11 protein-coding genes are annotated in these 12,252 nt (G+C 51.6%); 7 read left to right on the top strand and 4 right to left on the bottom strand.

Translation table 11 applies throughout. From position 1 onward, the window contains the following. Positions 1-306 precede the first annotated feature (306 nt). The 3 genes from ACXX82_RS00055 to ACXX82_RS00045 all read left to right on the top strand — a co-directional run bounded on the left by ACXX82_RS00055 (position 307) and on the right by ACXX82_RS00045 (position 2,033). Entirely contained in the window at positions 307-825 is a 519-nt protein-coding gene (locus ACXX82_RS00055) for a YcjF family protein (protein WP_458562024.1), read from the top strand. A gap of 104 nt (positions 826-929) precedes the next feature. Then, complete coding sequence (locus ACXX82_RS00050) at positions 930-1,103, top strand: hypothetical protein (protein ID WP_458562023.1); 174 nt, start codon at positions 930-932, stop codon at positions 1,101-1,103. 57 nt (positions 1,104-1,160) lie between these two features. Further along, positions 1,161-2,033 carry a prohibitin family protein gene (locus tag ACXX82_RS00045; protein ID WP_458562022.1) on the top strand — a complete coding sequence of 291 codons (873 nt, stop codon included), beginning with the start codon at positions 1,161-1,163 and terminating at the stop codon, positions 2,031-2,033. 51 nt (positions 2,034-2,084) lie between these two features. Here ACXX82_RS00045 and ACXX82_RS00040 read toward each other — a convergent pair whose 3' ends face one another. Genes ACXX82_RS00040 through ACXX82_RS00025 form a run of 4 tightly spaced genes read right to left on the bottom strand, consistent with a single transcriptional unit; the run spans position 2,085 to position 7,417 of the window. Further along, the gene (locus tag ACXX82_RS00040; RefSeq protein ID WP_458562021.1) at positions 2,085-3,683 is read right to left on the bottom strand and encodes a cyclic peptide export ABC transporter; all 1,599 of its coding nucleotides are present in this window, start codon (positions 3,681-3,683) and stop codon (positions 2,085-2,087) included. Positions 3,684-3,738: 55 nt separating this feature from the next. Beyond that, a complete protein-coding gene (locus ACXX82_RS00035; protein ID WP_458562020.1) occupies positions 3,739-5,400 on the bottom strand; it encodes a cyclic peptide export ABC transporter in 1,662 nt (553 codons plus the stop codon). Then, positions 5,401-6,153 (bottom strand): 4'-phosphopantetheinyl transferase family protein, encoded by a 753-nt coding sequence (locus ACXX82_RS00030; RefSeq protein WP_458562019.1) that lies wholly within the window; start codon positions 6,151-6,153, stop codon positions 5,401-5,403. Beyond that, a complete protein-coding gene (locus tag ACXX82_RS00025; protein WP_458562018.1) occupies positions 6,137-7,417 on the bottom strand; it encodes a hydroxymethylglutaryl-CoA synthase family protein in 1,281 nt (426 codons plus the stop codon). Before ACXX82_RS00025 ends, ACXX82_RS00030 begins: the two co-directional genes overlap by 17 nt. A gap of 330 nt (positions 7,418-7,747) precedes the next feature. Between ACXX82_RS00025 and ACXX82_RS00020 the strand changes: the two genes are divergently transcribed. From ACXX82_RS00020 to ACXX82_RS00005, 4 genes are read left to right on the top strand one after another with little or no spacing between them, the layout of a single operon-like run. Continuing rightward, a complete protein-coding gene (locus ACXX82_RS00020; RefSeq protein WP_322240832.1) occupies positions 7,748-8,356 on the top strand; it encodes a hypothetical protein in 609 nt (202 codons plus the stop codon). A gap of 7 nt (positions 8,357-8,363) precedes the next feature. Beyond that, complete coding sequence (locus ACXX82_RS00015) at positions 8,364-10,373, top strand: TnsB C-terminal domain-containing protein (protein WP_458562017.1); 2,010 nt, start codon at positions 8,364-8,366, stop codon at positions 10,371-10,373. Between the two features lie 39 nt (positions 10,374-10,412). Then, complete coding sequence (locus ACXX82_RS00010) at positions 10,413-11,408, top strand: AAA family ATPase (RefSeq protein WP_458562016.1); 996 nt, start codon at positions 10,413-10,415, stop codon at positions 11,406-11,408. Continuing rightward, positions 11,408-12,037 carry a TniQ family protein gene (locus ACXX82_RS00005; protein ID WP_458562015.1) on the top strand — a complete coding sequence of 210 codons (630 nt, stop codon included), beginning with the start codon at positions 11,408-11,410 and terminating at the stop codon, positions 12,035-12,037. The genes ACXX82_RS00010 and ACXX82_RS00005 overlap by 1 nt, the downstream gene beginning before the upstream one ends. Positions 12,038-12,252: the final 215 nt, after the last annotated feature.

Genomic DNA, 12,252 nt, shown 5'->3' with positions numbered 1-12,252 from the left:
AATCGGCGCGAAAGTGCTGGTTTAATTTTCATGCTGCAAATCGTTATTGTTATTGTTTATCTGCATTTTATTGCAGATAAACCACACTTTACCGTCGAAGTCTTAAAAGAACAATAAATACATTAACACATTAGCAATGATGGATATCCCTCACCCAGAGGGGGAAAGACCAAATAATACTAGTCCAGAGTTGATTTTTCGCAACATGTAACAAGCCCCCTTTCAGCGCTTGCCTGCTACCCAACTTATGTTACACTTTGTAAAAATTTTTATTAGAGTATTCCAACATTTATCAAAGGAAACGCCATGGCAACAGCAACTGTCGAAGCCCCAACTGCGCCAAAGACTGATGAAGCCGTCATGGTCACTCCTGCCGATGCAGCTAAACTGCTCGAACAAGGTACCAGTGTAATCAACAAAAAGGTTGCATGGTCCGCCGGTGCCGGCCTTCTGCCGCTGCCGCTGTTCGATATGATTGCCGTTACCGGCGTGCAACTTAAAATGATCGCCGATCTCTGTGACGTCTACGGCATTCCTTTTAAGCAGTCGCTGGCCCGCCCTATCGTTGTCAGTTTGATCGGAAGCCTCGGCGCTGGCATGCTGGCTCCTGCACTGGCGATGACGGCATTCAAACTGGTTCCCGGCATCAGCATGCTGCTCACCGGCACTGCGATGGCAACCACTTCGGCCGGCATCACTTACGCGGTCGGGCATCTGTTCCTGGAGCACTTCAGGAACGGCGGCACGCTGGAAAATTTCAATCTGGTTGGTGGCCGTGGCATTTTCAAAGCCAAGGTACAGGAAGGTATTCAGGCTGCCAAGTAATCGGTGGCGCCGGAATCTGCGTAATGCGCGAATAGTCTGCACGTACCAGGTAAATCGGAGCTTCAGGCTCCGATCTCCTTTCTAAGAATCTCAAAGGTGATAGCATGCAAATAGTGGTACTTTATATCTTGCTGTGCATGCTTGCCGGCGTTATCGGAAAAAATTGCCGCATTGGGTTCTGGGGCGTCTCGATATTGGCTTTTTTCATTACGCCACCCATCGCTATGGTGTTCACCATGTTGTTCGGAACGCAGATAAAATTAGAGTCAGGCCAATAAATTGGTTTTCAAATTTCCTCCAGCGACCTGGTTCTTCAAAATAACAAATAATAATCCGTGACATCCAACGACATCACCAAACCGGGCTGGGCAGTCAAGGCAGTAGCACTCTTTGATCGAATGGTATTCAGAAACCGCTTCAAACTGGCTCTGTTTTCGCTGGTATTCATGTTTATCATGGTGATGTTCTGGGACCTGATCGTGGTGCCCATTCCTGCCGGATTTCAGGGCGTGTACTGGAGCCGGTTTTTCGGCGGCACCTGCGATTTCGTACTACCGGAAGGCACCGCGCTGAAGTTACCATGGGATGAAATCGCCCAGTACGACATGCGCATGAAAGAAGTGCACCAAACCGCCACCATGCTGACCAAAGATGGCCTGAGTGTGCAAGTAACATGGTCCACGCGCTTCCGGCCTGATTCTCGCAAATTGCCAGAATTACACAAGAGAATTGGCCCCGACTATAAAAGTGTCGTGGCAATTCCCGAAGTGGTGGAAACATTACGGCGCGAGGTAGGCAGCTTCCGGGCAGATCAGGTATACGATGGCACCCAGTCTTTTAATTCAGATCTGAGCAACAAAGTTCTTCTGATCGCGAATCGAGATCATATACCGATGAAGTTCGATGACATCGTTATCTTGAAATTCGAATTGCCTGAAGAAGTGGCCAAGGGAATTCAGATCAAGCTACTGGCAGAGCAAAATCTGCTTGCCTACGTCTTCAAATTGCAAGCTGAGCAACAAGAGTTAAAACGTAAAGGAATCGAAGCCGAGGGCATTAAGGAGTTCGAAGCAACCAGCGGTATTTCGATTTTAAAATGGCGCGGTATCGATGCAACGGTCGAGCTGGCTAAATCGCCGAATACCAAGATTATCATCATGGGCACTGGTGCCCAATCGCTGCCTCTGCTGCTGAACTCGGAAAAATAAAAGGTCATCGGAGCGCAATCGATGCGCTCCGGAGACTGACTGATTACAAACTCAGGTGATCGTCTGTTTGCTCTGTTGTTCCCATTGAATCCTCCCCTGATCGAAGCGCACGATACGGTCCGCCAGCTCCCAGTAACGCTCGTCATGCGTCACCGCCACCACGGTTTTACCTTGTTGCTTAAGCTGAGGCAGGATCTTTCTGTAGAATACTTCGCGGAAGTGCACATCCTGTTCCGCCGCCCATTCATCGAAGGCATAGACCGGCCTGTCTTCCAGCAAGGCCGCAATCAGGGCCAGCCGTTTACGTTGGCCGGTTGAAAGATTCAGATCGATAAAACGGCCGTTTTCATACTCCACCTTGCCGGTCAACTCCATGTCGTTGATGAGCTGCTTCACGGTATCGGCATCGATATCTTCCAGCCCATAGAGTCGGTCGAACAGATGAAAATTGCCGAAAATTGCAGAGAACTGCTCGCGCAGGCCGACGAACGTAAATTCGTCCAACACCTTGCCATCTACGGCAATGTTGCCACCGTCCGCGTGATACAAGCCAGTGATCAGTCGCAATGCGGTCGATTTTCCGCTGCCGTTGCCGCCTACCAGGAAAACCAGTTCGCCACGATTCAGATGCAAATCCCAGGGGCCTGAAGTAAAACTATTTTCGCCGCTGCGATCCTGGTAACTATAGGTGATGTTGCGGTAATCAATACGTTTGAATCCATTCAGCGCCAAGGCCGCCTTTCTGGCATTTTCGGTCAGCACGGCGACGTTTTGACCAAATTGCGCGTTGATTTCATTGATCGATGCCAACCCCAGTTCAGCCCGTACGAACATCGACAATTGGGCCAGGATCTTGCCCAGTGGACCGGTGCAAAATAACAGCGTCGGCACCAGTTGAAATATGATCTTTTCACTATGCTGGACGTGATGCGGCAAAACAAACACGGCGGTGCCGAGCATCCCATAAGTCACGATATTGGCCAGCAGGATCATCTTTGCCAGGTTGCGACCTGCATCGACCACCAGCACTTCCGTTTCATCGGATAACTGCCGATATAACTGAAAAACCGATTCGCTCTTCATGGTACTCAGCCGCATTTCCTTGCCGCCATTGATGATGTCCGAAATACGGTCGATCATATCTGTCTGCCTGGCCGATGCGAGGGTGATCGATGCTTTAAATTTTCGGTTGAAGCGAACATAACCGAGCATCCCTACTACTACCCCGCCGGCGAATATGCCAAACGCGAACATCGACAGATAACAAAGGTAGACCAATGCGACCAATAGCAACACCAGTTGCTGGAAACTGTCCACCAAAATAGGAAACGCAACCGACAAATGGTTAGTCTCTTGCGAAACTACTTTGACCAACGCACCTTGTCCGGCACCTTCCACCGCTTTTACTTCGGATTGCCGTAACCGTGAAATGATGTCCAGGCGTAGCAGCTTAAGCTGCCGCTCCACGACGCTGTTAGCGCGCAGCAGCGAATAGCGGTCGCACACGTAATAAATAAGGAAAGCGCCTGCGAACATCAGGCATCCGAGCAATCCCGGAGACTTTGCATCAGCAACTTCACCGGCCACGTTATTGACCGCCAGCACCAGTAATGCATTAGAGAAACCGGCGATGACGGTCAGCACCGCCATATACCGCATATCAGCGCGATCGATCTTTTTGACAAAATCCAACAGATGCATGGGGTTATCTTAAAAGATGTGAGGGGTGACTGGCCGGCTCAAGCGTCATAACGCCGAGATCCAGGGTATATAGACGGTCGCATAAATGCCAATATTGTTCATCGTGCGTTACCGCGATTACCGTCTTATTGCGCCGTTTCAGGTCCGGCAATATCTGCTCATAGAAAAATTCGCGGAAATGCGCGTCCTGGTCGGCGGCCCATTCATCGAACATGAATATTTCACAATCCTCGAGCAAGGCCACGATCATCGCCAACCGTTTGCGCTGGCCCGTAGAAAGATCAAGGGTGGAGAAGCCGTTGTCACTGATGTCGACCTTACCGGTCAGCTCCATGCGCTTGATCAACGCGCGCGCGCGCTCGTAATCGACATTCTCGATGCCATGAAAGCGGTCGAACAGATGAAAGTCGGGAAAGATGCAGGTAAAAATTTCACGATACTGCTGCAGGTTGTCGCGCGAAACCGGCGAACCGTCGACCTCGATGGCGGTATGGTCGGGCCGATACAAACCGCATAACAGCTTCATCAGCGTAGATTTTCCGCTACCATTGCCACCCCGTACAAAGATGATCTCGCCACGCTGTATTTCCATGTTAACCGGTCCGCTGGAAAATCCCGGTTCACCATACTGGTTCTGATAGGTAAAGCGCAGGTCGCTGACCTTAATCTCTTTGAAATCCTGGAATAAGTTACCCTGCATCTGGTCGTCTTTCTGCACGTCCGGCTCGCCCGCTTCCAGTTTTTTCTCCAGCTGAAGTATTCGCCCCAGATCGGAATCCGAGCGCGCATAGATCGGCAATGCCGCGGTAATCACCGCAACCGGTCCCACACAGAAAAAAGAGATCGATGTGATCTTGTAGATGATATCCGTATAGCCATGAAAGAACATCGGCAAGATGAAGACGATTGCACCCAACAGGATGTATAAAAATGAATTCCCGAACATCAGCAATACCACCCAGCCGCTGCCCACGTTGACGACATCTTTCTCAAGCCGGTTGACGATCTCTTCGTAGCGCCGGTACAGCGCATCGTTTTTGGCGGCGTTGATCCGGATCTCCTGAAAGCCATGCGTGAAATGGTTCAGGGATTCGAGCATTTCCATCTCGTCCACATAGACATCAACGAGTTCAGCATCCAGTGCCTGGCGCCTGATATAAAAGAAATATAGCGCCCCAAGCGTCGACAGGCTGACCAGCAGGAATGCGGGAAACGACAGATACGCGATGTAAAGCAGCGAAAACGCCAGCAGGAACATGCCTTGCCCTGCGCTGATCAGGACTGTGAAATTTTGCGAAAGCTGGTCCGACTCCTTGACCAGCGTCGCATAAATTTCGCCATTACCCAGTTGCTCTACCGAACGCAACTCGGACCGGCGGATTTTGTCGGCAATACGCAGCCTGAGCAGCGCCAGCTGTTTTTGCAATAGACAATTGGCTTCACTCAGCGATTCACGGTTTACCAAGACGAAAAGCGCAAAGCCCAGGAGATAAAGAAAACGCAGTTTGCCACTGACTATTTGGCCAGAGGCTGTTTGCTGAGCAGCCAGGTTAATCAGGGAGATCAGGATCATCCCGGAAAGTCCGGTCAGGCACGTCAGATAACCTACGCTGCGAATATTTTTTTGCGGCGCCCCTTTGAACAGATTTATTATATTTTTAGCCATTTATAGAGGCGCTTTAACGGCCGTTATTAAATAATTGCCGCATACTGCGGCCAGGATATCCACATCGGGACAATCATTTCCAAGGCTGAAACCGAAACCCAATGTATCGGTGCGATGGATGGCAATCGCTCGCATATCAATGAAATCGTTGAGCCGGCGCGACATTGCCTTGACGATCGATTCTTTGACGCTGAATAATAGCACTGCCGGATCGACCGCAAGCTGAAAAGCAGCCATGACATCCAGTTCCTTTTCATGTGCCATGAACATAGGCGCCAGATCGTTCAGCCTGCCGCTTCGCTGCGGCAGATAAACCAAATCGATGCCGATGTCGGTCCCCTGCTGCGCCGGTGCCGGCCCTTCGCTTTGCAGCAGCACCGCCGCGCAAAGCATGCCGTCATGGCTGATGGTGCCGATCACCGACGCGGGCCAAAGCGGGTTTCTAAGGCGACCGATGAGGATCGCCGCATCATCGCATCCAAATTGCTGCAATCCCTGGCGCGAAAGCCATCTACCGGTGGCGAATTCCTGGCGCCGGTGGACGACCGCGTTAGCCACTAACGCCTGCTCTTGCGCCAGGATTGTATAATCGCCGATCCGCGCTGCGGCGGCGAACGCCGGGTGTGGAAACCACAGGCGCAGAATTCTTTCGAGTCCGGTGATCTCGTCGTCAGACACCAGCGCGTCTGTGACCCTCGCATTCACGCCGTCGCCGTCCCGCTTAAAATAACGGTTGTTACCCCAGCCATTCATAACGCCGGTAAAATCCCTTGATTTCCGCTAAGAAAATCCTTTTCGTGCCTTGCGCGGCAAGCGTATCGACAATCGATCGCTGCACCGCAGGCAACAGCCCGGTATTGAGCACAACGTCACGGGTACCGAACCGTACCGCATTACTCCCTTCCAGCAGCGTTTCATATTCGTCCATCGTTAATTGATGGCGGCTGTCCAGATACTTCCCTAATTGCATGGATTTGAGTTTCTGCTGGCCGGACGGCGTTGCCACGCCGCTGTAAAACTCCGAACTGCAGCCCGAACCATAGGAAAACAGACCGATTCGCCGCGGCTTGCTGAAATCGCCGTGTTCGATCGCGCTGGCCAGCGACACCATGATAGTCGCTCCCATGATATTGCCGACCCGCTGACAATATGTCAGACCGGGCTGCGCACGCTGCTGGAAATCCTGCTCGATTTCATTGCGTTTGATGTCGGTATGCTTGCGCATCATGTTGCGATGTGCGCCCTTGACCATACCGCCAAACGGCGTGTGAAAGCTCAGATAGTCGAAAGTGGTCCGGTAATCGGTGTCCGGTACGCGCTTCTGGTATTCCTGAAAGCTTTGGTCGCAGCAATCCAGATAGGACAGCAGCGACAAATCAGCATTCCCGGCCTCACTGTCTGCAATCGGGCGGCACGTATCCATTACCTCGAAACTATAGTAGCCGTTGGCGCCCACGTCGAGCTGGAATATCTCAGGCTTTTCGCTGACCAGCATTGCCACCGCTCCGGCGCCTCCGCTAGGTTCGAAAAACGCCCAGTCCATGGTCAGCGCATCTTCGTCTTCCGCGACCAGGAAACGCGAGAGATCGGTGGCGATCACCAGCGCCTTGGCACCGGGCGAGGTCTGCGACAAAATGAAACTGGCCGCCATTTGCAGACCAGCAGTACCGGAATAGCAAGCCTGCTTCAGCTCGAACAGGCGGCAATTGCGGTTCAGACCGAGGTAGTGATGAATATAGGTGCTCATCGACTTACCAAAGTCGATGCCGGATTCGGAACAGGTAATAATCAGTTCGATACGGTCTTTTTCCGCGTCAGACAAACGGTCGATCAGCGGCTTGGCAGCATTGATGGCGAAGCTGACCGGATCCTCATAAGGCAGGGCGACCGCCTTTTGCTTCATCAGCAGATTATCGAAGCGCGCGGTATCGAGTTTCCGATGCACCGCCAGCGCCATGACATCGACAAATGCACTGCCCCCATACAGATTGATTGCTTCAATTCCAACTGCCGTCATGTTTTCTCGCAGAGTCACGCAAAGTGTTACGGATTTTACATTGCTATGCCCGGTAGCTGTGAATAAAGATGTCGCGCCCGGTCAAGTTGCTTGCTGTAGTGCATGGGGTTGATTTCGTTACAAGTTGACGCTCCCCAATCCGTCACCCGCCGTAGACAACAGTAAATTCGTCCAAATTTTTCACCCTGCTTTCATAGGAGAGTGCTCACACATTTGGACAAATTTACTTTTTAAATTGTGTGGGCAAATTTGTCCTTTGGCAGCATGAGAAAGTAAATCTGTCCTTACGCAGCTTGAAAAGCCTAAAAAGTATTCTATGCTGTTGAATTCATGGACAATTTTTCGCGATATCGCTCTGCGATGTTATCAAAAAGGTCGCGTGACGAACGTTTGATCGAAGCGTGCAGCCCGAAACTGGGTCGCCGCTTACAGTGTTTTGGCGAGCATGCCTTTAAACAATGGTTGCGTCTGGAATCCGATCCTGTCGTGCAGACGTTTTGCGAGCGACCTGCGATGATCGATTTTGCTGGCAAGTATCGCGTCGCTGATTATTGGGTGCGTCAAGCCGATGCTGAAATGTTTCTGATCGTTGGCGAAGAGCATGCATCTTCATCGGTGATGGTCGGTGATACCAGCGTAGTAGTGCGTGCAATTCCGTTGGCGGAACTCGCTGCAGCACGGATGTGGGTTAGCAACTGGGAGTTGATGATAGTGAGCATCGTTTCGTGTCAGCGATTGATTACAGAACCGCTCATCCGTTCGGTACTGCGGTGTGTAACGGAACCGATGCAGTTGTCCCGCATAGAACGTGAATTAGTGGTGGGTGACCCGACCTTGGTGCGTGCAACCGTGTATCACTTATTGCATCAAGGGCGATTAACAGCACCGCAGTTAATGCTGGAACCGTTATCATTTTTGACGCCCTTCGAACCTGTGTGAGTTTCCTATGATTCCTCGTCGATACACTCTGCAGGGGATGGATATCGATACGTGGTCGAGCATTGATGTGAATGCTCTTTCAGAAGACAAGCGCAAGGTATTTCAAGCGCGCCATCAAGCGATCGTGTTGTATGCAGGTGGGGAATTGCTGCATAAAATCCATGCCCAAACAGGCATTAGTGGTCGCCAACTCTATCATCTGATTCAGCGTTGTTTGAGCGTGGATGACGATGGCAGAATCTTTGGTTTGCGTGGGCTGCTCAAGCACCAACGCATCGGATCGTATATGCGAACCGCCGCATTGGCACCGGGTTGTAGCGTAACAGGCCAGGGTTTTGTGGGCGCGTTCAGTGCTCTGCTAGAACGCTATCCGGCACTCATGCAATGGTTACACAAACAGATTGATGAGCATGCTGTTGTTCTGAACCAGATCAGCACTGATGAGGGTTTAAAAACGCGCTTGAGCGGGATCGTCGCATTACAGGAATCATTCCTACGGCAATGTCGCAGAGCCGGCATCACCGCAATGGAATATCCTTTAAATACTGATCGCATGGGCATTCGCTCCCTCTCTGCCTATGTCAAGTCAGAAATACTCAAGAATTTCGGTGCTGCTGCGCGTGCTGCCGGTGCGCATCACCTCAAAGGCTTACCAACTTCACTCGCATCAGCTACGGCGATTGTGCGTCCATTCCAGTCAGTTGAATTTGATGGGCATCGACTGGACCTGCGCTTAAAAATTGTGATTCGCGATCCGCTCGGCTATGAACAAGAACTGGAGATCGAACGCATATGGTTGCTGGTGATTCTGGACGTGTGTACCCGCGCCGTACTCGGTTATCACCTGGTGATTGCGCGAGAATATAGTCGCTACGATGTGATCAAAACCATCGAGCAAGCATTGACACCGCACCAGCCACGCAGTTTTACCTTGCAGGGTGTGGGCTATGGCGGCGCTGGCGGATTTCCGTCGGGGAAGTTGCCAGAACTTGGCTATGCCATCTGGCAACGGATTAAACTCGATAACGCCAAAGCCAATCTCGCCAATGAAACCATCGCTGCGCTCTGTGAATTTATTGGTTGTGCCGTGGATGCCGGACCACCGTACCATCCCGATGACCGACCGTATATCGAGCGCTTCTTTGGCACGATCGCCAACGCGGTATCGTCACGCTTGCCCGGTTACACCGGGTCCGGGCCGGACGATGTGCGACGTGCATTAAGTTCTGCGAAAGGCGACCTGCGGTTATTCCTGTCGCTTGCTGAGTTGGAAGAATTGATGGAGGCGTCGCTGGCGACCTACAATGCCACGCCGCATTCCGGCTTAAATGGCCGCACGCCACTGGAAGCGATGACCTATCACGTGCGCGGCAAAGCCGCCATGATCTCCTGGTTACCGGAAGCGAAACGGCGCACGCTGTGCCTGATGCAAGAGGCGCGTCGCTGCCCAGTGCGCGGTTATCTGCAACAAGGCACACGTCCGCATATCAATTTGTTTCAGGTGCGCTATACCAGCGCGGTGCTGGCCAGCAGCGGCTCTTTGTTGGGAAGTCATTTACGCGTGTATTACAACAGCGATGATTTACGCACCGTGCGTGCATTTCTGGCCGATGGGTCTGAGCTCGGCATACTCAAAGCCCAGGGAGCATGGGGCGAGGTCAGCCACGATATCACTCTGCGGCGCGAGATCATGAAGAAGCGCGGTAACAAGCGCCTCAAGGTCACAATCGATCATGTGTTTATTGATGATTTTATTGCGGATAAAAAAATCAAAGCCAAGCGCAGTCGGCGTGCGGCCAGTGATCTGGAAAGAACCATGCGCATACTGGCGAAAGCCCCGACTTCCGCGACGCCGCCTGGACCACCGTGCGAGCATGGTAGCGCCCCAATCAAAACTGAGGCTCTATGCAATTTAGGTGAAGCAACAACCACAACACCGACGATACCGACCGACATCAACAAAAAAATCGTCCCGATACCACTCACCATCGGCAGTGGATATGGACCCAGTATTTAGCAAGTCGAATGCTGATTTTTTGCATCAAGGAGAGATCCTTTGTCTAGCCATAACAACCGCCTGACCCGTCCCATCAGCGAGGAATTACATCCACTCGCTACCGGCCAGTACCGGATCGCTACCCCGGCCATCCAGGCGTTTTACGAACTTATTTCTCGCTGTTTACGCTACCGCATTACCGGTGCATTAATTTATGGTCCACCGCGAATAGGCAAGACTAAAGCGATTGAATACATCCGCTTGTTACTCGCTGAAAAAGTGCCGACCATCACCACCTATCATGTGCAAGCTGAACATAAGCCGCGCCATGCAGAAGGCCCGTTCTTCGCCAATCTGCTGGAAGCCGTTGGTTACCCTGATGCGTCAGGCGGATCGAATTCTGCCAAGCGGCAACGCCTGATCAATAAAATTCGCGAAGCCTGTATCAAGGCCGGGCGCGGTACCGTCATCTTGTTTTGCGATGAAGCCCAGCGCTTCGATGAAAACGAATATGAGTGGTTACGCGACATTCACGATCATCTGGATCGCATGGAAATCAAGCTGTTCACATTTCTAGTCGGCCAGCAGGATTTGCTGTCGATTAAAACTAATTTCCAGCGTAGCGGCAAGATGCAAATTGTGGCCCGTCTGATGGTCGAAGAGCTGGCATTTTATGGCGTGCGCGATGTAAATGAAGTGGCCACCTGCCTGGCGGGATACGGCCAGACCTTCTATCCACGCGGCTCGGAATGGAGTTTTACCCGATTCTATTTGCAGCAAGCGGTGGATGCTGGCTATGTCCTCACTGATGATGCGCAGTTAATTTGGACAACCTTCGAGAACATCCATAACAAAGCCGGATTCAGCGGGGCGATGGATATTCCGATGGAATCGTTTACCCGCGCCGTCGAGATCGTCCTTAAGGACGCAGCGATTCATGATGCACCGGCTTATCGGCCACCGCCTGCGCTCTGGGAACAAGCAATACGACACTCCGGTTATACCCAAATCAGGATCGCTACCAGTCGTCTTAAACTGGCGCTGCGGGAGGCTTAGTGCGAGAGCGCGGCGAGATCAAGATTCCCGCGTTTGCTGCGTATCCGATTATGCTGGTCGATACGCATGCCCTAACCCCTGCACTGGGATACGTCTTTAATTCGACGTGGCTGGATCCGCAGGAATCTATCGTATCCATGCTCTGGAAGTTTGCGCGGATGAATCTGATCGCTGGCCATCTCATTGCAGGGCAAATTTCCAGAACGGTGGTAGATCCCTATGAGGGAATTAATCCCAGTAGCAGTGAAGTTGACATCCGGCGCGTACATCAGATGCTGTGCTTGCCATCGAAGCTGATTCGCAATGCATTGCTGCCAGATGGGTTGGGTTGCCCCGACTTTCGCTATTGTCCACGCTGCATGCGCCGCGGCTATCACAGTGTGGTGCATCAGATAGCGCTGGTCACGCACTGTCCGATACATGGCAACGCCTTGCAAAACGCATGCGTTCGCTGCGACAGCAAAACGCTATATCGGCTCAATGCCATTCTGTTGGATGCGCCATTTCGATGCGGATATTGCCAAAGCTATTACGGCACCTGTCATCCACGTTTTTTAGAAAGAACGCCACTAAATTTAAAGGCGCGGGTCGCCATCACGCGCATGCGGTTGCATTATTTCGCACATTGAATTGTTCATTTCGGTGAATTTTTATCAAAAAAACAGCTAAAACAGATGGACGAATTTGCTTTCCGCAATGCGCGAAATTAATTTTGGACAAATTTACTTTCTAAAACCGATAACGCATTGAATTTATTGGATAAATTTCTGATGCTTCAGAAAAAATCAGGATTTGGACAAATTTACCGTCACAATTTGGACAAATTTGCTTTCGTCTACGGCTC

The organism is Glaciimonas sp. GNP009, assembly GCF_054343755.1.
This window is presented reverse-complemented; position numbering and strand designations above follow the sequence as displayed.